Here is a 20,749-nt window from a genome sequence, read left to right as displayed (position 1 = left end):
GTCCGAATCGAAAAGTGCTGCGCCGCCCGAGCGAAGTATGCGCCATTGTCGCGAGCCTGCAATGGTCGGCGCAAAGGAATTCGCAATTGTTGCACGCGAGTCACGTCGCGTGCGATCAGATCAGCCGATCGGCGCTCGCTTGTTCCACATCGCTCGCGCCAAGCGCGGCGGCGTGTTCCTCGACGGCGGTGACGCCTTTGGCGGTGAGCTCGAACAGGTCACCGTCCTTCATCACGTAGCCGTCGGCGATCAATTGGCCCATCTTGCCTTGCCGGTCGTCGGCGAAGGCAACGGATTGGCTGATGTCCCGCAGGATCGAGAGCTGTTCGTCGCGCAACATGGCTACACTCTCCGTTCGCTGGGGATGGTATTCGCCCTCACATGCCGTGGCTCTGAAACACCTTGCTGCACGGCTTCGACAGCTTGGCCCGGTTGGCTTGCAGGCAGCTCTGCACCGCGCCGTCGTTGCCGAGGTCCTTGCGACAGAACCGCGATGCGTCCCGCGAGCAGGCCTGCTGCTCCTGCGGCGTGCCCATATGGCCTTGCGCAAGAGCGGGTGCGTCCGGCAGGCCGGTCAGGGCCGCCAGCGCGATTGTCGCCAGGAGAAATTTGCGGGCCATCGGCGACTCCAGCTGCCAGGGATCATTCAGGTTCTGTCTGAACTCGTCGCCCTCTCACTTGTTCCCCCAAAGGCGGAGCCCGCCCCGCTATTCAAGGTTCCCGCGGCGCTGCTATAACCGCCGGGAAGTGTGAGGGTGTTTGATGAAACGCTATCTGGTGTTTGCGCTGGTTGGCCCGTTCGTTGGCGGGTTTCTGCTGCTGCTGACGACGACCTATCAGTCCGGCTATTGGGCCCAGACCAGTCTCGGCGAGGTCGGCAAGCTGTTCGCGGTGTTCTTCAAGACCCTGCAATACAGCTATCTGTTCGGCTTGCTGCCCGCGCTGATGATCGGTGCGGTCGACGACATCCTGGTCCACATCAGGCGGGTCGGCCCGGGCTTGCGGATGCTGCTGGTCGGCCTGTGCGCCTTCGTGCTGGCCTCGCTCACCTACAGCTCGCGCGGGCCGGATTCCGGCGCGGTGCAATTCATCCTGTACGGCCTCGTCGGCTTTGTGCCGGCGGTGATTTCGTCCTGGCTCGTGCATAGATACGTCAAGGAGCCGCAGGCTGTGGCGGCGCCGACCTGAGTGCGCGACGTTCGGGCGCGGCGCAGAACTTCCGCCGCGCCGGCGCGTTCCCTCGAGACCATGACCATGTCCGACGACGATATTCTCGCTCCGCGCAGGCCCCGTTCGGGGAGCGGCTCGCGCGCGCCCTTTTCGGGCACCGAGGCCCGCGGGCCGATCATCGACCAGGACGGCCGCGAAATCCGCCCCGAAACGCTGGAGCAGGGGTTTCGCGAGTTCCGCGTCGAGTTTGGCAAGGACAATCCGTTCTCGGGGAGCCCTTTCGGCAACCTGACGCGGGAGCAGCGGATCGCGCGGCTGGAGGCGATCGCAAAGCTGCTCGACATCGCTTTCATCCTGCCCGGCACCAACATCCGCTACGGTATCGACGGGCTGATCGGTCTGATCCCCGTGGTCGGCGACATCATCACCACGGCGATCTCGCTGTGGCTGGTGCGCGAGGCCCGCGCGCTAGGCGCGCCCTGGTACGTCACCGCGCGCATGCTCGGCAATGTCGCGCTCGACGGCGTCGTCGGCTTGGTGCCGTTCGCGGGCGACGCTTTCGACGTCATGTTCCGCGCCAACATGCGCAATGTGCGGCTGCTCCGCCGCTGGCTCGACAAGCAGCCGCGGATGTAAGCGAGCTTCTTCCTTTGCCTATCCCCGCAAGCGGGGCGAGGGAGAAGACGGAAGGCCCGGAACGCAAAAAGCGCGACGACCTTTCGGTCATCGCGCTTTCCGCGCACATCGTAAGGCTCAGCGAAAACTTACGCCGCGTCGGCGTCGGTCTCGGCGGCCGGCGCCGGCTTGGGGCGGCGGGGCAGCGGGAAGGCCTCGCTCTCATAGAGCGAGCGGATGCCGTTCTGGTCGAAGCGCGCTTCCTCGACCTGGAGATAGGCGCCGTTCAGCGAATCCGTCGGCAACTGCTCCATCGCGAACTGCACGGCTTCGGCCGCGGTGCCGAACCGGCGATAGGTGAAGCCCGCACGCTTCTTCTTCCGGATCGCGGCGGGGAAGAGTTCGGCGGAGGTGTTGAAGTTGAACGGACGCAATGGACGCATGGTCAAAGACCTCGTGATCTTCTCTGGGGCTTTAAGCGCGTGGGGTTTGGGAGGGCAGGGGCCGCAATCGAGCGGGCCCGCCGCACATGCCATTTTCGCTCCCTAATATAAGCCGATCTGACAAAAATGCGACCCCTGCGATGAGAGATGATGAATCCGCGCATGGCAGCCCCGCAGCTGCAATAAGTATAATAATTTCAATATGTTGAATGGTTTACAGCTTGCCCAGAAGCAGCAGGACGACCAGCACCACCAGCACGACGCCGCCGATCCCCATGCCGGAATGGCCGAGGCCATAGCCGTAACCGCCCAGGCGGCCGGACAGGCCCCCGAGCAGATAAATGATCACCAGGACGATCAGAATGGTCCCGAGCATGGCTTCCTCCCTCGCTGCCGCCAAATGCGATGATCGGCCGCACCGCCAAAGAAGAAAAGCACATCGTGCGGTCGGGTTCCATGAAGGAACTCGACCGCACAGGACGATTATTTGGGCTTCAGCTTCAGCGCCGCGGAATTGATGCAATAGCGCAAGCCGGTCGGCCCGGGGCCGTCGGGGAAGACGTGGCCGAGATGTCCGCTGCATTTCGAGCAGAGCACCTCGGTGCGGATCATGCCGTGGCTGACGTCCCGCTCCTCGTCGATATGGCTCTCGACCGCGGGCTGGGTGAAGCTCGGCCAGCCGCAGCCGGAATCAAACTTGGCGTCCGACGAGAACAGCACGTTGCCGCAGCCGGCGCAGACATAAGTGCCGGCGCGGTGGTCGTGCTCATATTCGCCCGAGAAGGGACGCTCGGTCGCCTTCTCACGCAACACTGCATACTGCATCGGCGACAATTCGCGCCGCCACTGCTCTTCGCTCTTGATGACCTTGTCGTCGGTGGTTTTCGTCTTGGTGTCGGGCATGGGTCTCCCGTTCTTGAGATGATCTTGCGATCAGTTGGTGGCCTTGCTGGCACTCACCAGCGTCGGCTTTTCAATGTAATTATCCGCGAACAGCTTTTTCAGGTTCTCGACCTTGGGCAGGTCGTTATAGGCGATGTAGGGCTGGTTCGGGTGCAGGGTCAGGTAGTCCTGGTGGTAGGCCTCCGCCGGGTAGAACGCCTCCAGCGCGCCGACCTTGGTCACGATTGGCTTGCTGAACACCTTGGCGCTGTTGAGCTGGGCGATATAGGCCTCCGCCACCTTCTTCTGCTCGTCCGAGATGGTGAAGATCGCCGAGCGATATTGCGGGCCGACATCGGGGCCCTGGCGGTTGAGCTGGGTCGGGTCGTGCACCACCGAGAAGTAGATCTGGAGGAGCTTGCCGTAGGAGATCTTCTTCGGGTCGTACTTGATCTCGACGGACTCGGCGTGGCTGGTCCGGCCGCTCGAGACGGTCTGGTAGTCAGCTGTCGCCTTGGTGCCGCCAGCATAGCCGGAGACCGCGTTGATGACGCCGGCGGTGTGCTGGAAGACGCCTTGCACGCCCCAGAAGCAGCCGCCGGCGACGACGGCGGTCTGGATCCCGCTCGCGGGCGCTACATCCATGGCGGGAGCCGGGATCACGACCGCATTCTCCGCTGCCCGGGACGGCATGGCAAAGGCCAGCGTCAGGGCGGCGGTTGCGGCGAGCAGGGAAGCGAGGGTAGGTCGGCGCATGGCGTGTCCTCTTTCGCAAGGTCTGACAGTCTAGGGCGATCAGGGCCGGACGAACAGTTGTCCGGCGGCCTTTTCGCATCATTCGAGGTACGGACGCTGCCGCCGATTGTTACGACGCGACGGACACGAGTCCGTGAAATGAGCCGCACGGGACGGCCCGGCGAGCGCGCGCCTTGGCGAGACCTGGAACTCCGCGCTAGATGAACCCGGGCGATCGATCATCGACTCACGAAGAACTTGCTGGCTGGAGCAGGCCTGACAACATGTTGCGCGTCGTTTCCCTGACCCTCGTCATCCTGGCCGCCGGCGCGTCGAGCGCGGCGGCCGACCCGCAAGCCGACGAGCTCGCCATCTGCCGTGACCGCCAGGCCGAGGCCCAGGCCCGCGCGAGCGCCTGCGACAATCTGCTGAAGGCCGACCAGCTCGGCGGCAAGGACAAGGCGATCGCGCTCTCCGTGCGCGGCAGCACGCTGATCAACAAGCGGGATTACGACCACGCGATCGAGACCCTGTCGATCGCGATCGATCTGGATCCTGACTACGTCGTTGCCCTCAACCTGCGCGGCCTCGCCTATGAGCGCAAGGGCCAGGAAGACCTCGCCATGGCGGACTACAACCTCGCGCTCCAGAAGCGCCCGGCCTATGGCGTTCCCTACAACAACCGGGGCGTCATTCACGCCCGCCGCGGCGCGCTGCAAAGCGCGATCGACGATTTCACCCTGTCGATCAAGTACACGCCGAAATTCCTGCTTGCCTGGACCAATCGTGCCCGCGCGCGCACGCTGCTGAAGGATTTCGACGGTGCGCTCGCCGATTTTGCGGAGGCCGAGAAGATCGATCCGGCCGCACCGCAGATCGCCGGCAACCGCTGCATCACTTACGGCATGATGAGACAATTCGACCAGGCCTTTGCCGACTGCAACCGCCTGATCGAGAAACAGCCGAAGAACGTGTTCGCGATCAACAATCGCGCCGACGTCAGCATGATGAAGGGCGACTTCGACGCCGCCCTGAAGGACTACAACACGGCGATCCAGATCAACCCGAACAACGTCCGCGCCCATTCCGGCCGCGGCCAGATCTACGAGCGCCGGAAGGATCTGGCGCAAGCCCGCGCCGACTATCGCGCCGCGGCCTATTCGCTGACGAAGTTCGACGACACCGAGGTCGCGCGCGCCCGTGCCATCGCGCAGGAGCGGCTCGCCGCGCTCATGCCGCAGTCGCCGGGGAGCGCATCCACCGGCCGCCGCGTGGCGCTGGTGATCGGCAACGGCGCCTACAAGAACGTCCATGCCTTGCCCAATCCGCCGCGCGATTCCAAGCTGATCGCGAGCGTGCTGCGCGAGGTCGGCTTCCAGTCCGTGATCTCCGTCAACGACCTTACCCGCGACAAGTTCTTTGACGCGTTGACGGCCTTCGCGGAGGAAGCGGAGAAGGCCGACTGGGCCGTGGTCTATTACGCCGGCCACGGCTTCGAGATCGGCGGGGTGAACTATCTCGTTCCCGTCGATGCCAAGCTCGCCGCCGACAAGGACGCCGAGACGCAGGCGGTCGCCCTCGAGCAGGTCATCGCCGCGGTCGGTGCCGCGCGAAAAATGCGTCTCGTGGTCCTGGATGCCTGCCGCGACAATCCGTTCGCGCCGACCATGCAGCGCACGCTGTCGCTGAAGCTGGTCGACAAGGGCTTTTCCAACATCGAGCCCGGCGCCGGCTTCATGGTGGTTTACGCCGCCAAGCACGGCGAGACCGCGATGGACGGCGACGGCAGCCCCAACAGCCCGTTCGCCACCGCTCTCGCCCGCGAGATCAAGCAGCCCCGCGTCGAGATCAGAAAACTGTTCGACATCATCCGCGACGACGTCTGGGCCGCGACCAAGCACGGGCAGCAGCCGTTCACCTACGGCTCGCCGCCGGGACGGGAAGACTTCTATTTCGTCGCGGACAAGTGAAGGCCGGCGTTGCCGTGCGCTTTCACATCAGCGAGTTGAACCAGTCGAATGCGGTCGATTGCCCGTTCAGGACGGTGCCGTCGCCATAGAGGCTTGCCAGAAACGTGACGCGATGGCTTGCACCGGCAACCGGTACGCCGGCCGCGAAACGTCCACCCGCGGCAATCGCCGGCTTGACCAGTCGCGGATGCAGCGCCTCGTCGGCCAATCCGTAATAAAACCGGATCGGGGAATCGTAGTCCCAGAAAGTCGCGCCGTTGCGGCCGAGCTGGCGCAGCAACCTGCTGTTGGTGTCCTGGGTGAAACGGTCGAAAAACCCGTCCACCAGGAGGTCTGCAGCCGGCGGAACAGTCTTGGCGGTGTCGCCTGCCAGGCTGTAGTCGGCCCAGTATTTCTCCGCGAACGCCTGGTGTTGCGGCTTGATGGCGGTCTTGAACAGATCGCTCAGCCCGTAATACTGGCGATAGCTTCCGAGCAGCACGACCAGGCAGGGCGTGATCCAGGCCGGCGGCATCGGGTAGGACGTCTCGGTGGACGGAATATAGGAGGTCGGGTTGACCCAATAATGGAAGCTCTCGGCGAGATTGTTGAACGGGCTCTGGGTCGCACTTGCCGTCACCTTGATACCGCGCCGTTGCATCTCCTGCTTGAGCCATTGCGTGTTCAGCGCGCCTTGCGACCAGCCGTTCAGAAACAGCGCGGATTGGCGAAGGCCGAGCGTCTTCAACTCGAGGAGGCCGGCATCGAGCACGTCGAGGCAGCATTGCACCGTGGCGCCTTTCACCGCATAGGCCTCGCCACGACCGTTGCGAAGCGGGCCCTTGCCGATGTAGTCGGCGGCGATGACGGCATAGCCGTTGCCGGCGAAGCGCTGGATGTTGAACAGCGTCTCCAGCGAATCAATGTTGTCGCGAAGCTGGTAGCCTTCGTCGCCAAGTCGCAGCAGGTTCGAAGGAACCTGATCGAACGACAGGATCGTGCCGTGTTGCCAGGACAACACCGGCAATGCCCCGCGCGCGCCGACGGGGAGCGCAACGAGCGCGCTGACCTTCACGCGCTCTCCCGTCTCGGGCACGCGCGTCATGGTGGTGATACGCCGCAGCTCGACGTCGTAGCGCGCTTCATGCTTCCCGGAGAAGTCTTTGGGCAGGACGTCGTGTTCGTTGAACACGGCATAGAACTGCGCCGCCAGCGCGTTGAGGCGTTGCTTCGAGACCCGCACCGGCTTGTCCGGCCGCGCATGCGCGGCACGCGGCGGAGCGGAGTGCGCAAGTCTCGGTGCCGCGATCGATGCGGCGAGCGTGCCGGCCGCGATGCCTGCCGACTTCAGAAACCCGCGACGGCTCGCGCCGAAGGTATCATCGCGCGGATCGAGGTAATCGGGTCTTCCCAAACGTTCAGCCATGCGTGTCCTCCTGCCGACAGCGTGGTGATACATCTCAAAGCCTAGCGCTTGGTGAATGCATCCGGGCAGTGTGGACCACGGCCTCACACCACGATGCTCAGTGCTGCAGGGCGGGCAAAGCGAAGCGTGCCCACGATCCTTTGCTTGCAGAGAGACAGCGTGGGCACGGCGCGTTGCGCCTTTTCCCGCCTACGGGAGCGAACTCTAAACAACGATACTCAGCCGCTTCGCCGCCCGCGTGATTCCAGTGTACAGCCACCTGGCGCGGCTCTCCTGAAACGCAAAGCTCTCGTCGAACAGCACGACGTCGTCCCATTGCGAGCCCTGCGACTTGTGCACGGTGAGCACATAGCCGTAGTCGAACTCGTCGTAGGGCTTGCGCTGCTCCCAGGCGATCTGCTCGACGCCGCCCTCGAAGCAATCGGCGCGCACTGAGACCTTCGTCACCTTGTGGCCGAAATCCTCGTCCGGCGACAGCCGCATCGAGAGAATGCGCGACTTCGAGCGCGAGGTGTTGCGCGACTTCACCCGCCACAGGCCGCCGTTGAACAGGCCCTTCTTGCGGTTGTTGCGCAGGCACACCAGCTTGTCGCCGGCGACCGGAAAGACGTCCTCGATGTTCTGGCGCTGCCGCACCCGCATGTTGTAGGCGCGGCGGGTGTTGTTGCGGCCGACCAGGACCTGGTCGGCGCCCATGACCCTGTCGGGGTCGAGCTCCTTGCGCGAGACCACCTCGCTCTCGCCATAGCGGCCGATGTCGAGCTCGCGGCCTTCGCGCACGTCCATCGACATCCGCACGATCGGATCGTCCTGCGCCTGGCGGTGCACCTCGGTCAGCATTGCATCCGGTGAGGTGTTGGTGAAGAAGCCGCCGCCCTGGATCGGCGGCAGCTGCGCGGGATCGCCCAGCACCAGCAGCGGGCAGTCGAACGACATCAGGTCGCGCCCCAATTCGGCGTCGACCATCGAGCATTCGTCGATCACGATCAGCTTCGCCTTCGAGGCGGGCGCGTCGTCCCACAATTCGAAGCTCGGCTGCTCCTCGCCGGATTCGCGGGCGCGGTAGATCAGCGAGTGGATGGTGGAAGCGTCGTCGCAACCCTTGTTGCGCATGACGAGGGCGGCCTTGCCGGTGAAGGCGGCGAACTTCACATCGCCGTCGACGCCGTCGGCGATGTGCCGGGCCAGCGTCGTCTTGCCGGTCCCGGCGAAGCCGAACAGGCGGAATACCTGCGGCGTGCCGCTACGGCCGGGTTTTGCTTTGAGCCAGTCGCCGACGGCTTTGAGCGCGGCGTCCTGATGCGGAGTGAAAGTTGGCATTGTTGTCTTGAGAAAGGGCGACGCGCGGCGATTCGCAGCCCTCCAAAGTAACCATTCAACCCGTCCATTCAAGGCGGATGCGGCACCGGAGATCGAGGCCGCCAACCCCTCCTGTCGGCTGATTTCTCACCCGCGTGAGCCGGCTTCGTCGGCTCAAACGTGAAGGCCGGGTGAACGCCTTGGTCGATTGGCGCATTTCACGCCACGACGGCCGCGCGGGTTAATCGTCGCTTGCGGGTGACCGCCTGGCTGCTTGATCTAGCGCAATGCGATCTGGACCGCCGGAACCTATGGTCCGAAGCGGTGACAATGGCGTCGACCGAGATGTGCCCGATGGGGCGCATTCTCCTGGACAATTCCTGAACACGGCTCTGCCGCGGGGATTCGGATATGCCGAGGCCAATGTCACGACGCTCACTATTTTCTGCCGTTCTGCCTTTCGCATCCGGCCGCGACGCGCATGCGCCGCGTCTGGAAGAGACGCGTCCCGAACAGGTGGCGACCGTCTCCAGCACCAGCGCCTGCGTCGAACGGCATGGTGTGGTCTGTCGCCGTTGCGTCGAAGCCTGTGAGCATTCCGCCATCCGCATTCTCGCGCGCGAGAAGCTGGGCGCCGTGATCGATGCTGCGGCCTGCACCGGCTGCGGCGATTGCATCCCGGTCTGCCCGGTCGAAGCCATCGCGCTCGCGCAGCGGGACCGCATCGCGCTCGTATCCGAACTTGCAAACCTGGTCGTGCACAATGGCTGAAGCCACCAATATCTGCGGCGTTGCCGTCTATCTCGCACCGGATGCGGAGCGCGATCTGACCGAGCGGATCCTGGCGCTGCCCGGCGTCGAGCTGGAGGCCGCGTCCGGCGGCAACAGGCTTGCGCTGACCGTCATCGATACGTCGGCCTCGCTGGCGATCGACCAGATCGCCGCCATGCATCGCCTGCCCGGCGTCGTCAGCGCCTCGCTGATCTTTCACGCATTCGATACGCACGACGACGAGAGCGCCGCCGAGACCGAGCCGGCCGCGTGCTGCGGCGGCGTCTGCCAGAATTCCGGCGCGCATGCGCGCGCTTCCGCAATCTGAGATTCGTTGAGCCGGAGAGACCGACGATGGTTACGAAACTGACGAACGGGAATGAAGCCACGGCGACGCGCCGCGACGCGCTGAAGGCGGCTGCGGCGGTTGCTGCCGCCTCGACCATCGGCGTGACGCTGCCGGAAGCGGCGAGCGCGCAGGCGGGCAAGACCGACGGCATCCGCTGGGACAAGGGCGTGTGTCGCTTCTGCGGCACCGGTTGCGGCGTGATCGTCGGCACCAAGAACGGCAAGGTCGTGGCGACGCAGGGCGACCCCGATGCGCCGGTCAATCGCGGCCTCAATTGCATCAAGGGCTATTTCCTGTCCAAGATCATGTACGGCGAGGACCGGCTGACCCAGCCGATGCTGCGCATGAAGAACGGCAAGTTCGATAAGAACGGCGAGTTCGCGCCGATTTCCTGGGACGATGCCTTCAAGCTCATGGCCGAGAAATGGAAGGCGGCGCTGAAGGCGGGCGGGCCGTCGACCGTCGGCATGTTCGGCTCAGGACAGTGGACCATCTGGGAAGGCTACGCCGCCGCCAAGCTCTTCAAGGCCGGCTTCCGCAGCAACAACCTCGATCCGAACGCGCGTCACTGCATGGCATCGGCGGTCGCGGGCTTCATGCGCACCTTCGGCATCGACGAGCCGATGGGCTGCTACGACGACATCGAGCAGACCGACGCGTTCGTGCTGTGGGGCTCGAACATGGCGGAGATGCATCCGATCCTGTGGTCGCGCCTCACCGACCGCCGCCTGACGCATGAGGGCTGCGAAGTCCACGTGCTCTCCACCTTCGAGCACCGCTCGTTCGAGCTCGCCGACAATCCGCTGGTATTCACGCCGCAGAGCGATATGGCGATCCTCAACTACATCCAGAACTACATCGTCAATTCCGGCGCGATGAACAAGGACTTCGTCGAGAAGCACGTCGAGTTCGCCTCGACCGTGACCGACATCGGCTACGGCTTGCGGCCGACGCATGCGCTCGAGGTGAAGGCGGTCAACGCCTCGCACAAGGCCGGCAAGGACGGCGCGCTCGATCCGGCCGGCTTCAAGGACAAGATCGGCTTCGAGGAATACAAGAAGCTGCTCGAGCCCTACACGCTCGAATACGCCCACAAGGCATCCGGCGTGCCGAAGGAGAATCTCGAGCGGCTCGCCAGGCTCTACGCCGATCCCAAGAAGAAGATCATCTCCTACTGGACGATGGGCTTCAACCAGCACGCACGCGGCACGTGGGTCAACAACATGATCTACAACGTGCACCTCTTGACGGGTAAGATCTCCGAGCCGGGCAACGGCCCGTTCTCACTGACCGGCCAACCCTCAGCCTGCGGCACCGCCCGCGAGGTCGGCACGTTCTCCCATCGCCTGCCGGCCGACATGGTCGTCACCAACCCGAAGCATCGCGAAGCGACCGAGAAGCTGTGGCAGGTGCCCGAAGGCACCATCCCCGGCAACGTCGGCTACCATGCCGTGCTGCAGAACCGGATGCTGAAGGACGGCAAGCTGAACGCCTATTGGGTCCAGTGCAACAACAACATGCAGACGGCCCCGAACATGAACGAGGAGGGCTATCCCGGTTATCGCAATCCGGCTGCCTTCGTCGTCGTCTCCGATCCCTATCCGACCGTGACGACGCTGGCCGCGGACCTCATCCTGCCGACGGCGATGTGGATGGAGAAGGAGGGCGCCTATGGCAATGCCGAGCGGCGTACCCAGTTCTGGCGCCAGCAGGTCAAGGCGCCCGGCGAGGCGCGCTCGGACCTCTGGCAGCTGATGGAGTTCGCCAAGCACTTCAAGATCGAGGAGGTCTGGCCGGAGGAGTTGATTGCCAAGAAGCCGGAGCTGCGCGGCAAGACCCTGTTCGACGTGCTCTATGCCAACGGCGAGGTGAACAGGTTTGCGATCACCGAATGCCAGAAGGGCTTCGACAATTCCGAGAGCGCGGCGTTCGGCTTCTACGTGCAGAAGGGCCTGTTCGAGGAATATGCGAAGTTCGGCCGCGGCCACGGCCACGATTTGGCGGACTTCGAGCAATATCACCAGGCGCGCGGCCTGCGCTGGCCGGTCGTCAACAACAAGGAGACGCTCTGGCGCTTCCGCGAGGGCTATGATCCCTACGTCAAGCCGGGCGAAGGCGTGTCGTTCTACGGCAAGCCGGACAAGAAGGCGCGCATCATCTTCTGTCCGTTCGAGCCGGCGGCCGAAACGCCCGACAAGGAGTTCGATCTGTGGCTGTGCACCGGCCGCGTGCTGGAGCACTGGCATTCCGGCTCGATGACGCGCCGCGTGCCCGAGCTGCACCGCGCCGTGCCGGCCGCGACGCTATTCATGCATCCGGATGACGCCGCCGAGCGCAAGCTGCTGCGCGGACAACCGGTGAAGATCCAGACCCGCCGCGGCGAGGTGGTGACGCGGGTCGAGACCAAGGGCCGCAACAAGCCGCCGCGCGGCCTCGTCTACTTCCCGTTCTTCGACGAAAGCCAGCTCGCCAACCAGCTCACGCTCGATGCGACCTGTCCGATCTCGAAGGAGACCGACTTCAAGAAGTGCGCCTGCCGCGTGACGTCGGCCTAAACCCCTCGATGGACGAGCCATGTCGGATTCCAGTTCAGGCATCCCGCGCGATCCGCGCCGCCGCAAGGCGCTGCAGGATATGACGCGTTTCGGCGGCGGCGCAGCCGTCGCCGCAACGATGCTGACTGCGTTCGGCGTGTCCTCGCGGGCCAAGCCCGCGCAGGCGCTGCGGCCTCCGGGCGCGCTGCCCGAGAAGGATTTCCTGGCGGCCTGCGTCCGTTGCGGCCTTTGCGTCCGCGACTGCCCCTACGACACATTGAAGCTTGCGGATTGGGCCGACGGCCCCGCTCTGGGCACGCCGTTCTTTCAGGCGCGCAATGTTCCCTGCGAGATGTGCGACACCATTCCCTGCGTCAAGGCCTGCCCGACCGGTGCCCTCCAGCATGCGCTGACCGACATCGCCAAGGCCAAGATGGGCGTCGCGGTGATCACCAGCCGCGAGACCTGCCTCAATCTGCAGGGGCTGCGCTGCGACGTCTGCTATCGGGTCTGTCCGGTCATCGACAAGGCGATCACGCTCGAGGTCTCGCACAATACGCGCACGACCAAGCATGCGATCTTTGAGCCCGTCGTCCACGCCGAGTACTGCACCGGTTGCGGCAAGTGCGAGAAGTCCTGCGTGCTGACCGAGTCCGCGATCAAGGTGCTGCCGATCGAGGTCGCGGCGCTGAAGCAGGACGAACATTACAAGCGCGGCTGGGATGAGAAGAGCAAGGCCGGCGGAGCCCTGATCGATGCGCCGCTCAAGCTGCCGGTGCGCAGACCCGAGGGAGGCGCGCCATGACGGCGAACGTCAGGCCCTATGTCGAAGCGCGGGCGCAGAAGGGGCTTTGGGCCGCCTCGCGGTTTCTGGTGCTGCGCCGGACCAGCCAGCTGCTCTTCCTCGCGCTGTTCCTGTCGGGGCCGCTTCTGGGCGTCTGGATCGCCAAGGGCACGCTGGCTTCGTCCATGACCCTCGGCACGCTGCCTCTGACCGATCCTTTCGTGCTGCTGCAGTCGCTCGCGGCGCGCCATTGGCCCGAGGGTCTGTCGGTGATCGGCGCGGCCATCGTGCTCGCCGCCTATCTCCTGTTCGGCGGCCGGACCTATTGCTCGTGGGTCTGCCCCGTCAATCCGGCGGCCGATCTCGCCGCCTGGCTGCGGCGGCGGCTTAACATCACCTTCACTGCCAAGATCCGCCCGGAGCTCAGGCTCTATTTCGTCGGCGCGGTGCTCGCGGCATCAGTGCTGTCAGGGTCGATCGCCTGGGAGCTGATCAACCCGGTGACGGCGCTGCATCGCGCGCTGGTGTTCGGCCTCTGGTTCGGCGCCGGCGGTACCGCGGCGATCTTCGTGTTCGACCTCCTGGTCGCCAGGCACGGCTGGTGCGGTCATCTCTGTCCGGTCGGCGCGTTCTACGGCCAGATCGGCAGGGTCGCGCTGCTTCGCGTCACCGCCGACAACCGGGCCGCCTGCAACGACTGCATGGACTGCTTCGCAGTCTGTCCGGAGCCGCACGTCATCAGCCCCGCGCTGAGGGGGGAGCGGAGCGGCGCCACGCCTGTGATCACCGCGGGCGACTGCACGGTCTGCGGCGCCTGTATCGACGTCTGCTCCAAGCAGGTCTTCCATCTCGGTCTGCGCGGCCGCAATGCGGTGCGTCCTGACCCCTCCATGACCGCGCCATTGCCAATGGCGCGTGTCGCCTCTTCCCAGCCGGCCGTCCTTGAAAGGGACCTCTCATGACGTTTGTTCGACTGATCCCGTTGATTGCGGCGGCGGCCGTGACCGTCGCGCTTGTCATTCCGTTCGCGGCGCCGGGGCCGCTCGCACAGGAGGCCAGGCAGCACAAGGCGTTGCGCGAAGCTCCGTTGACCGAGATGTCGCCGCCGCCCGAGGTGACCAAGCAGTCGGTGCCGGCGAGCGGCTTCGAGCGCGCCTATCGCCAGCAGCCGCCGCTGATCCCTCACAAGGTCGACGGCTACCAGATCACCACGGAGAACAACGCGTGCATGGGCTGCCACGACTGGCCCGGCAACACGCGCGTGAATGCGCCGAAGATCTCCGAGACGCATTACGTCGACCGCCAGGGCGTGCGGCTCGATAAGGTCGCAGGCACGCGCTATTTCTGCCAGCAATGCCACGTACCGCAGGCCGATGCGAAGCCGCTGGTCGGCAACATCTTCAAGAACGCGACGCAGGCGAAGTGAGGCTGACATGCAGGACACCAGCACTTCTGCCGCCGTCGCAGCCGCGCGGCCGGGCCTCCTGAAACGATTGTGGCGGTGGTTCTTCTCGCCGACCGCGCGCTATGCCTGGGGGCTGATCGTCATCGTCGCATTCGCCGGCGGCGTCTTGTTCTGGGGCGGCTTCAACTGGGCGATGGAGATGACGAACAACGAGCAGTTCTGCATCTCCTGCCACGAGATGAAGGAGAACGTCTATCTCGAATATCGCAACACGGTTCACTATTCCAACCGTACCGGTGTCCGCGCCAGCTGCCCTGACTGCCACGTGCCGAAGGAGTGGAGCCACAAGGTGGTCCGCAAGATCCAGGCCTCGAACGAGGTGCTGCACAAGATCCTCGGCACCATCGACACGCCTGACAAGTTCAACGCGCACCGTATCGACCTCGCCAAGAACGTCTGGCGCGCCATGAAGACCACCGACTCGCGCGAGTGCCGCAACTGCCACAAGTTCGACCACATGGAATATGCGGTGCAGGAGCCGCGCGCCTCCAAGCTGCACCAGACCGCGTTCGCGCAAGGCAAGACCTGCATCGATTGCCATCAGGGCATCGCGCATAAGCTGCCGCCCAAGGCACAGGAGGGATATCGCGACATGCTCGACCATATCGACGAGGTCAGCCCCATGCAGCGGATGATCGACTTCCTGCAGGATGCCGACGTCGCCAAGGCGAAGGCGGCGAGGTGATGGACATGCTTCAGCAATCCCGCGACACCGCGGACAGCGCGGCAAGGCCTTCCGCCGCGCTCAGCGTTGCCCTGGTCTATGACTCGGGCCCCGCCGTGAACCGGTGGGTCGCCGGTCTCGTCGCCGAGCTTCGCCGCTCGGGCAAGAGCCTGGCCGGCCTGATCCAGGAGGACGTGCCCCAGCCGGGACGCACACGCTGCGACATGGTTCTGCACGAGCTCGCCACCGGCCGGTCGATCTCGATCTCGGAGGATCTCGGCGCGGGCGCGACCTCCTGCCGTCTCTCCACGCCGCGCCTGCTCGAAGCGGCGCAATTGGTCGAAGCCCAGCTCGCCGACGCCGAGATCGTCTTTCTCAACAAGTTCGGCAAAGCCGAGGCGGAAGGCGGCGGCCTGCGCGACCTGATTGCCCATTGCATCGAGTCCGGCAGGAGCCTCGTGATCGGCGTTCCCCGCAGCAACATCGAGGCCTGGACCGATTTCTGCGGCGAATACTTCAGGACGGTCGCGGCAACGCCGGAGCCGCACCAGGATGCGATCGCGGCGCTCGCGGCTCTGCTCGGCCAGCGCAAGTTCGGCACCGAGCATCTGCACGTGATCTGAGGCCGCGCTCGGGCTCGCGATCCCTGTTCTTCCACGCCGTGGAATTGACGGCGTGGTGGACAGGATCGCCTCGCTCAATACAATGCCCGCAACAACAAGACAGTAGCGGGAGAGCGACGCCATGAAGTTCGGCATCTTCTACGAGCTGCAATTGCCGCGGCCCTGGGTGGCCGGTGACGAGCTCAGGCTTTATCAGAACGCGCTGACGCAGATGGAGCTCGCCGACAGGCTCGGCTACGACCACGCCTGGGTGGTCGAGCATCACTTCCTCGAGGAATATTCCCACTCGCCCTCGCCGGAATCCTTCCTCGCCGCGGCGAGCCAGCGCACCAGGAATATCCGGCTCGGCCACGGCATCCTCCAGCTCACCACCAACCATCCGGCGCGCATCGCCGAGCGCGTGGCCGTGCTTGATCTGCTCTCGAACGGCCGCTGCGAGTTCGGCATGGGCGAGAGTGCGTCCATCACCGAGCTGACGCCGTTCGGCCGCGACATGGAGACCAAGAAGGAGGTGTTCGAGGAGGCGGTTGCCGCGATCTTTCCGATGTTCAAGGACGCTGGCAGCGAGCATCACGGCAAGTATTTCGACATCCCCCTGCGCAACGTCGTGCCCAAGCCGGTGCAGAAGCCGCATCCGCCGCTGTGGATGGCCTGCTCGCAGCTGCCGACCATCGAGCGCGCCGGCCGCCACGGCTTTGGCGCGCTCGGCTTTCAGTTCGTCAGCGCCGACGCCGCGCACGCCTGGGTGCACGCCTATTACAACGCCATGACCAAGCGGCTGCACAAGCTCGCCGACTACGAGATCAACCCGAACATGGCGTTGGTCTCGTTCTTCATGTGCGCCAAGACCGACGAAGAGGCGCGGGCGCGTGCCGACGGTGCCACCTTCTTCCAGTTCGCGCTGCGCTTCTACGGCGCCGCGCAGAACCGCCAGCGTCCCGCGCCCTACACCGTCAACATGTGGGACGAGTACAACAAGTGGAAGCGCGACAATCCCGAGGCGCAGGAGGCGGCGTTGCGCGGCGGCCTGATCGGCTCGCCGGAGACGATCCGCAGGAAACTGAAACGCTTCCAGTCCTCGCACATCGACCAGGTCATCCTGCTCAACCAGGCCGGCAAGAACAGCCATGAGCATATCTGCGAATCGCTCGAGCTGTTCGGCCGCGAGGTGATGCCGGAGTTCCAGAACGATCCGGCGCAGGCCGAATGGAAACGAGGCGTGATGAGCGGTGAGATCGAGCTGGAAGAGATCGACACCCAGGCCTTCACCGACCGCTACGGCAAGCTCGCCATCAATGTGGCCCCAGTGAAGGCGGCGGCGGGGTAGGGAGCTCTGCATCCGGCATGGGCCCCGGCTCAGCAGCGCATCACTAAGGTGCTGCGCTGCGTCCGGGGCACGAGACTGCCGATCGACACACCCGATCTCGTGTCCCGGACGCGCTGCAGCGCGCAGCGCTGCTGCGCAGAGCCGGGACCTAGAAGCGGCAGATGCAGGCGCCACCGACTTTCGGCGCATTATCGTTGCTGCTATCCTTCCGTAAAACAGCGTCTGACGGAGGAAGCGATGCGGCCCAACGGGATGCCCGGAAACCAAGCGGCTGGCGACGTCACGCCTGCAGTGCTCGCCATCGGTCGCCCCGACTTCCCGGACATCCTGATCGACACGCTGCGCCGCCACGCCGGTGTCGGCCATTGCATGGTGTTCGCGCTGAATCGCGCGGGTGCCGCACACTGCCTGCTCGACGCCGGCAACATTCCGATCGGCGGTGATCTCGGCGCCGCCTATGCCGGCCAGTTCCACGAATCCGACCCCAATCGCGATGCGCTGTTCGCAGGCGAGGGCGGTGGACCGATTATGTTGCCCGCGTTCGCGCCGCGCATGTACGGGACGCGCTACCGAAAGATCTTCTTCCACGATTCCGGCATCGTCGACAAATGCGCCACCGCGATCTGGGCCGGCGACACCTGCTTCTACGTCAACTTCTATCGCATCGCAGCCCAGGGCCGCTTCGCTGCTCCGCAGCGCGAACGGCTTCAGGCGATCGCACCGGCGATCGGCGCGAGCGTCGCCCGCCATTTTCAGGAGAAGGCGGCGCCCGAGCAGTCTCTCGCCGCATTGTTTGCGACCCGCGCGCCGCTCGCCGGCCTAACGCCGCGCGAGCAGGAGGTCTGCCGGCGCATCCTCGCGGGCTTCGGCTCGGAAGCGATCTCGCAGGCGCTCGGCATCAGCCTGCATTCGACGCTGACCTATCGCAAGCGCGCCTATCAGCGGCTCGGCATCTCCTCGCAGAGCGAATTGTTTGCAATCGTGCTGCAGCTGCTGACGCGCAGCCTGAACTGAGGCCAATGCGCGTCGCGGGACGAGCTATTGAAGTTGACGATACGCGGATAACCGAGATCGTGAATCCGGCTCACCCCAGCTAACCAGCTAACCGGAGCAGACTTTCTGAAGAAGCATCCGGCCACAGGATCTATGTTCGCAGCAGGGCCTCAATCTGTTGCGCTGCTCCAAGCAGGGTGCGGTCCTGTCCGCGCGCGGCAATGATCTGGAGGCCGAACGGACATCCGTTCCGATCCGACCCGCACGGAATCGAAATCGCCGGCAGGCGAGCGTGATTGACGAAGGGCGTGAACACCGCGTGCGACCGCGGGCTCGCTGGCTTCCCGCCAATTATGTCCGGGCCGAGCCGTGTCAGTGGCCACGCGACGCATGGAACGGTTGGCGCCAGCAACAGATCGACCTCGCCGAAGAATGCCGCAAACGCGCTGGCGATTGCGGCGCTCGCGCCGAGCGCGAGGGCGATTTCGGCGCCCGACCAGGACAGGCCGCGCTCGATCTGCTTGGCGATATCAGGATCGAAGACAGTTGGGTCGCTGCGGAAGGCGTCGCCATAGAGGGCGGCAAGGCCCGCATGCTGGAGCGGCATGATGGTCTCTTCCGTCGCACCCGCCGGCCAGACCGGATCGCGTTGCATGATCTGCAAGCCTCCGGCGGAGATGTGTTCAACGGCCGAAACCAGTCCGTTCGCGACGACATCGTCGACCGCGACATCGAGTCCGAGGCGCGGCGAGAACGCGATGCGCAAGCCGGCGATATCATCGGCATCCTGCGCGACGTGCGCGGCGTCCGGATCGCGCGGATCGGCACCGGCCATGACCTCGAACGCCAGCGCGACATCGGCAACGTCAGTGGCGATCGGCGCGATCACGGAGAGGCCGAAGAACGGTTCGGCGAAGCCGGGCCCATAGGGGATCGCGCCATAAGACGGCTTGAAGCCGGCGACGCCGACATGGGCGGGCGGCCTGCGGCTGGAGCCGCCCGCATCGGTGCCGATCGCAAGCGGTACGAGCCCGGCTGCGACGGCGACGGCCGGACCGCCGGATGAGCCGCCGGGCGTCAGCGTTGGATCGCGCGGATGGCGTGTGGGCCCGTAAAGCTGCGAGGTCGTGACGCCCTTGCAGGCGAACTCGGATGTTGCGCCGATACCGACGACGACCGCTCCGGCCTTGCGCAGGCGCTCGATCGCGATGGCGTCGCGCGGTACGACGAAATCGGCGAACAGGCGCGAGCCCTGCGTGACACGCCAGCCGCCGACCCAGATGTTGTCCTTGACGACGATGGGCACGCCGGCCAGCGGCATCGTCTCGCCGGCGTGCAGGCGCGCGTCGACCGCCGCCGCGTCGGCCAATGTGCGCAGGGGATCGATCGTGACGACTGCGTTCAACGCCTTGGCTGCCTCGATGCGGGCGAGCGCGGCCTGTGCGGCTTCGACGGCGCTGGTCCGCCCGGCTGCGACATCGGCCGCGATCTCGCGGGCACTATACGCCGGCATTGTCACGGCCTCCCCAGAACAGCGCCACCGTGCCGCAGAGGGCAAGGCACGCCAAGGCAAGGAATGCCGCGCCGAGGCCGGCCACACCATCCAGGATCGACACCAGCGCCGGCGCCGCCAATAGGCCGGCATACGACGCCGTCAGCACCGCGCCGGTGGTTTCGCCGATCCGGTCTTGCGGAGCGAGGCGCGCGATCTCGGCAATGAAGACTCCGTTCCAGCCCGAGGCGGTCAAGCCGAACAGCGCCGCAATCGCGAACTGCCAGCTGCGACTGAGCGATCCGCCGTCGAGGCCGAGCAGCGCGGCGCAGAAGGCCATGCCGACACCGATGACGATGAGCACCGTCCGCGAGGCATCGAGCCGCATCGCCACAAATCCCCAGCCGAGCCGACCGACGAGGCCGCCGGCTTGCGCGCAGGCGAGCGCCATCCCGGCCTCGATATGGCTGAGGCCGAGCTCGCGGGTGCCAAGCGTGACGAACACCGTGTTGAGCGACACCTGCATCGCGCTGAACGGCATCGAGGCCAGCGCCAGCATCGCGATGCGCCGGTCCGCCGTCATCAGCGCCAGCCGCGCGCGGAGATCGAGCTTCGGGGGCGGGACGAGCTTGACGGCGTAGGCCGGTCGCAACCATTCAAACAGAACGATCGCCAGCAGCGCGCAGAGGCCCACCACCGCATAGCACCAGGCTGGCCCGAACGCGATGGCGATCGCGGGCAGGGCCAGCGAGCCGCAGACGGCGCCAATCTGGTTGCCGGTCTGGCGCACCGAGAACACGAAGGTGCGCCGCTCGGCGGTCACGAGCCGCGCCAGCAGCGCCGCGCTTGCCGGTGTCTCTGGCCCCATCGCAAGGCCGAGGCAGATGCCTGCGGCCAGCAGGGCGGCGGTCGATCCAAGCGCGGCCAGCGCCATGGCGACGACGATGGCCGCCGCGCACAGGCTCGCGATCCGCAGCGAGCCGGCCCGCGCGATGAAGCCGCCGCCCCAGAACGAGGCCGGGATGCCGACGGCGAACACAGCGCAGGAGAACATCGAGAGCTGCCAGACCTCGATATGGGCGCGCGGCGCGACCACGCCAGGCGCGAACAAGGCAAGCGCAACGAGGGCCTGCAGCAAGGTCATCGCGCCAAGGGCCGGCAGCAATGCGGGTGCTGGCCGAACGGCCGCGTTTCCGTCTACCATGGCGGCTTGCTCATGGGAGGAACA

Annotated in this window: 23 protein-coding genes; 13 read left to right on the top strand and 10 right to left on the bottom strand. The window is 65.5% G+C overall.

Annotated features, from left to right (window positions below):
* Positions 1-115: 115 nt before the first annotated feature.
* Together AC066S_RS25935 and AC066S_RS25930 are read right to left on the bottom strand one after the other, a co-directional pair.
* Positions 116-340 (bottom strand): hypothetical protein, encoded by a 225-nt coding sequence (locus tag AC066S_RS25935; protein ID WP_478270957.1) that lies wholly within the window; start codon positions 338-340, stop codon positions 116-118.
* A gap of 37 nt (positions 341-377) precedes the next feature.
* Positions 378-620: a hypothetical protein gene (locus AC066S_RS25930; RefSeq protein WP_167772198.1), complete on the bottom strand. Its 243-nt coding sequence runs from the start codon at positions 618-620 to the stop codon at positions 378-380.
* Positions 621-762: 142 nt separating this feature from the next.
* Here AC066S_RS25930 and AC066S_RS25925 point away from each other — a divergent pair, with 142 nt between their 5' ends.
* Positions 763-1,188, top strand: a complete 426-nt coding sequence (locus tag AC066S_RS25925; RefSeq protein WP_126258854.1) for a DUF5413 family protein — start codon at positions 763-765, stop codon at positions 1,186-1,188.
* 60 nt (positions 1,189-1,248) lie between these two features.
* Positions 1,249-1,806, top strand: coding sequence for a DUF4112 domain-containing protein (locus tag AC066S_RS25920; RefSeq protein WP_126259018.1), 558 nt, complete (start codon positions 1,249-1,251; stop codon positions 1,804-1,806).
* 128 nt (positions 1,807-1,934) lie between these two features.
* Here the strand turns inward: AC066S_RS25920 and AC066S_RS25915 are convergent, their stop codons facing one another.
* From AC066S_RS25915 to msrA, 4 genes are all read right to left on the bottom strand, one after another.
* Positions 1,935-2,228 (bottom strand): hypothetical protein, encoded by a 294-nt coding sequence (locus tag AC066S_RS25915; protein ID WP_027560969.1) that lies wholly within the window; start codon positions 2,226-2,228, stop codon positions 1,935-1,937.
* Between the two features lie 214 nt (positions 2,229-2,442).
* On the bottom strand, positions 2,443-2,604 hold the full coding sequence (locus AC066S_RS25910) for a DUF3309 family protein (protein ID WP_126258855.1): 162 nt from the start codon (positions 2,602-2,604) through the stop codon (positions 2,443-2,445).
* Between the two features lie 107 nt (positions 2,605-2,711).
* Positions 2,712-3,131, bottom strand: coding sequence for a peptide-methionine (R)-S-oxide reductase MsrB (gene msrB, locus AC066S_RS25905; protein ID WP_135170798.1), 420 nt, complete (start codon positions 3,129-3,131; stop codon positions 2,712-2,714).
* Between the two features lie 30 nt (positions 3,132-3,161).
* Positions 3,162-3,866, bottom strand: coding sequence for a peptide-methionine (S)-S-oxide reductase MsrA (msrA, locus tag AC066S_RS25900; protein WP_126258857.1), 705 nt, complete (start codon positions 3,864-3,866; stop codon positions 3,162-3,164).
* Between the two features lie 263 nt (positions 3,867-4,129).
* Here msrA and AC066S_RS25895 point away from each other — a divergent pair, with 263 nt between their 5' ends.
* Positions 4,130-5,815 carry a tetratricopeptide repeat protein gene (locus tag AC066S_RS25895; protein WP_478270956.1) on the top strand — a complete coding sequence of 562 codons (1,686 nt, stop codon included), beginning with the start codon at positions 4,130-4,132 and terminating at the stop codon, positions 5,813-5,815.
* A gap of 22 nt (positions 5,816-5,837) precedes the next feature.
* Here AC066S_RS25895 and AC066S_RS25890 read toward each other — a convergent pair whose 3' ends face one another.
* Both AC066S_RS25890 and AC066S_RS25885 read right to left on the bottom strand, forming a co-directional pair.
* The gene (locus AC066S_RS25890) at positions 5,838-7,220 is read right to left on the bottom strand and encodes a twin-arginine translocation signal domain-containing protein (protein WP_478270955.1); all 1,383 of its coding nucleotides are present in this window, start codon (positions 7,218-7,220) and stop codon (positions 5,838-5,840) included.
* A 204-nt stretch (positions 7,221-7,424) separates the two neighbouring features.
* Complete coding sequence (locus AC066S_RS25885; RefSeq protein WP_126258858.1) at positions 7,425-8,540, bottom strand: ATP-dependent DNA helicase; 1,116 nt, start codon at positions 8,538-8,540, stop codon at positions 7,425-7,427.
* A 402-nt stretch (positions 8,541-8,942) separates the two neighbouring features.
* Between AC066S_RS25885 and AC066S_RS25880 the strand changes: the two genes are divergently transcribed.
* The 10 genes from AC066S_RS25880 to AC066S_RS25835 all read left to right on the top strand — a co-directional run bounded on the left by AC066S_RS25880 (position 8,943) and on the right by AC066S_RS25835 (position 18,050).
* Positions 8,943-9,290: a 4Fe-4S dicluster domain-containing protein gene (locus AC066S_RS25880; protein WP_164718754.1), complete on the top strand. Its 348-nt coding sequence runs from the start codon at positions 8,943-8,945 to the stop codon at positions 9,288-9,290.
* The gene (locus tag AC066S_RS25875; RefSeq protein ID WP_164718755.1) at positions 9,283-9,618 is read left to right on the top strand and encodes a chaperone NapD; all 336 of its coding nucleotides are present in this window, start codon (positions 9,283-9,285) and stop codon (positions 9,616-9,618) included. The genes AC066S_RS25880 and AC066S_RS25875 overlap by 8 nt, the downstream gene beginning before the upstream one ends.
* Positions 9,619-9,644: 26 nt before the next feature.
* Complete coding sequence (gene napA, locus AC066S_RS25870; RefSeq protein WP_478270954.1) at positions 9,645-12,194, top strand: nitrate reductase catalytic subunit NapA; 2,550 nt, start codon at positions 9,645-9,647, stop codon at positions 12,192-12,194.
* A 19-nt stretch (positions 12,195-12,213) separates the two neighbouring features.
* On the top strand, positions 12,214-12,978 hold the full coding sequence (gene napG / locus AC066S_RS25865; protein WP_478270953.1) for a ferredoxin-type protein NapG: 765 nt from the start codon (positions 12,214-12,216) through the stop codon (positions 12,976-12,978).
* Positions 12,975-13,919, top strand: coding sequence for a quinol dehydrogenase ferredoxin subunit NapH (gene napH / locus AC066S_RS25860; RefSeq protein ID WP_478270952.1), 945 nt, complete (start codon positions 12,975-12,977; stop codon positions 13,917-13,919). Before napG ends, napH begins: the two co-directional genes overlap by 4 nt.
* A complete protein-coding gene (locus AC066S_RS25855) occupies positions 13,916-14,383 on the top strand; it encodes a nitrate reductase cytochrome c-type subunit (protein WP_126258864.1) in 468 nt (155 codons plus the stop codon). Before napH ends, AC066S_RS25855 begins: the two co-directional genes overlap by 4 nt.
* A 7-nt stretch (positions 14,384-14,390) precedes the next feature.
* The gene (locus AC066S_RS25850; RefSeq protein ID WP_478270951.1) at positions 14,391-15,107 is read left to right on the top strand and encodes a NapC/NirT family cytochrome c; all 717 of its coding nucleotides are present in this window, start codon (positions 14,391-14,393) and stop codon (positions 15,105-15,107) included.
* A 5-nt stretch (positions 15,108-15,112) separates the two neighbouring features.
* Entirely contained in the window at positions 15,113-15,709 is a 597-nt protein-coding gene (locus AC066S_RS25845; protein ID WP_478270950.1) for a DUF2478 domain-containing protein, read from the top strand.
* 121 nt (positions 15,710-15,830) lie between these two features.
* Complete coding sequence (locus tag AC066S_RS25840; RefSeq protein ID WP_478270949.1) at positions 15,831-17,036, top strand: LLM class flavin-dependent oxidoreductase; 1,206 nt, start codon at positions 15,831-15,833, stop codon at positions 17,034-17,036.
* A gap of 237 nt (positions 17,037-17,273) precedes the next feature.
* Positions 17,274-18,050 carry a helix-turn-helix transcriptional regulator gene (locus AC066S_RS25835; RefSeq protein WP_478270948.1) on the top strand — a complete coding sequence of 259 codons (777 nt, stop codon included), beginning with the start codon at positions 17,274-17,276 and terminating at the stop codon, positions 18,048-18,050.
* A gap of 130 nt (positions 18,051-18,180) precedes the next feature.
* On the opposite strand, the gene AC066S_RS25830 is transcribed toward AC066S_RS25835, so the two are convergent.
* Positions 18,181-19,542, bottom strand: a complete 1,362-nt coding sequence (locus AC066S_RS25830) for an amidase (RefSeq protein WP_478270947.1) — start codon at positions 19,540-19,542, stop codon at positions 18,181-18,183.
* Positions 19,529-20,725, bottom strand: a complete 1,197-nt coding sequence (locus tag AC066S_RS25825) for an MFS transporter (RefSeq protein ID WP_478270946.1) — start codon at positions 20,723-20,725, stop codon at positions 19,529-19,531. The genes AC066S_RS25830 and AC066S_RS25825 overlap by 14 nt, the downstream gene beginning before the upstream one ends.
* Positions 20,726-20,749: the final 24 nt, after the last annotated feature.

The organism is Bradyrhizobium sp. CFUWI, from assembly GCF_056429085.1.
Note: the sequence above shows the minus strand (reverse complement) of the source record. Positions and strands in the feature narration are given on the sequence as shown.

Excerpts from the sequence above, each read along its gene's own strand:
- msrA (WP_126258857.1), bottom strand. The coding sequence starts at position 3,866 with ATGCGCCGACCTACCCTCGCTTCCCTGCTCGCCGCAACCGCCGCCCTG.
- AC066S_RS25825 (WP_478270946.1), bottom strand. The coding sequence starts at position 20,725 with ATGGTAGACGGAAACGCGGCCGTTCGGCCAGCACCCGCATTGCTGCCG.
- AC066S_RS25890 (WP_478270955.1), bottom strand. The coding sequence starts at position 7,220 with ATGGCTGAACGTTTGGGAAGACCCGATTACCTCGATCCGCGCGATGAT.
- AC066S_RS25895 (WP_478270956.1), top strand. The coding sequence starts at position 4,130 with ATGTTGCGCGTCGTTTCCCTGACCCTCGTCATCCTGGCCGCCGGCGCG.
- AC066S_RS25910 (WP_126258855.1), bottom strand. The coding sequence starts at position 2,604 with ATGCTCGGGACCATTCTGATCGTCCTGGTGATCATTTATCTGCTCGGG.
- msrB (WP_135170798.1), bottom strand. The coding sequence starts at position 3,131 with ATGCCCGACACCAAGACGAAAACCACCGACGACAAGGTCATCAAGAGC.
- AC066S_RS25920 (WP_126259018.1), top strand. The coding sequence starts at position 1,249 with ATGACCATGTCCGACGACGATATTCTCGCTCCGCGCAGGCCCCGTTCG.
- AC066S_RS25835 (WP_478270948.1), top strand. The coding sequence starts at position 17,274 with ATGCGGCCCAACGGGATGCCCGGAAACCAAGCGGCTGGCGACGTCACG.
- AC066S_RS25935 (WP_478270957.1), bottom strand. The coding sequence starts at position 340 with ATGTTGCGCGACGAACAGCTCTCGATCCTGCGGGACATCAGCCAATCC.
- napH (WP_478270952.1), top strand. The coding sequence starts at position 12,975 with ATGACGGCGAACGTCAGGCCCTATGTCGAAGCGCGGGCGCAGAAGGGG.
- AC066S_RS25885 (WP_126258858.1), bottom strand. The coding sequence starts at position 8,540 with ATGCCAACTTTCACTCCGCATCAGGACGCCGCGCTCAAAGCCGTCGGC.
- AC066S_RS25850 (WP_478270951.1), top strand. The coding sequence starts at position 14,391 with ATGCAGGACACCAGCACTTCTGCCGCCGTCGCAGCCGCGCGGCCGGGC.
- AC066S_RS25875 (WP_164718755.1), top strand. The coding sequence starts at position 9,283 with ATGGCTGAAGCCACCAATATCTGCGGCGTTGCCGTCTATCTCGCACCG.
- AC066S_RS25845 (WP_478270950.1), top strand. The coding sequence starts at position 15,113 with ATGCTTCAGCAATCCCGCGACACCGCGGACAGCGCGGCAAGGCCTTCC.
- AC066S_RS25855 (WP_126258864.1), top strand. The coding sequence starts at position 13,916 with ATGACGTTTGTTCGACTGATCCCGTTGATTGCGGCGGCGGCCGTGACC.
- napA (WP_478270954.1), top strand. The coding sequence starts at position 9,645 with ATGGTTACGAAACTGACGAACGGGAATGAAGCCACGGCGACGCGCCGC.
- AC066S_RS25925 (WP_126258854.1), top strand. The coding sequence starts at position 763 with ATGAAACGCTATCTGGTGTTTGCGCTGGTTGGCCCGTTCGTTGGCGGG.
- AC066S_RS25830 (WP_478270947.1), bottom strand. The coding sequence starts at position 19,542 with ATGCCGGCGTATAGTGCCCGCGAGATCGCGGCCGATGTCGCAGCCGGG.
- AC066S_RS25915 (WP_027560969.1), bottom strand. The coding sequence starts at position 2,228 with ATGCGTCCATTGCGTCCGTTCAACTTCAACACCTCCGCCGAACTCTTC.
- AC066S_RS25880 (WP_164718754.1), top strand. The coding sequence starts at position 8,943 with ATGTCACGACGCTCACTATTTTCTGCCGTTCTGCCTTTCGCATCCGGC.
- AC066S_RS25840 (WP_478270949.1), top strand. The coding sequence starts at position 15,831 with ATGAAGTTCGGCATCTTCTACGAGCTGCAATTGCCGCGGCCCTGGGTG.
- AC066S_RS25930 (WP_167772198.1), bottom strand. The coding sequence starts at position 620 with ATGGCCCGCAAATTTCTCCTGGCGACAATCGCGCTGGCGGCCCTGACC.
- napG (WP_478270953.1), top strand. The coding sequence starts at position 12,214 with ATGTCGGATTCCAGTTCAGGCATCCCGCGCGATCCGCGCCGCCGCAAG.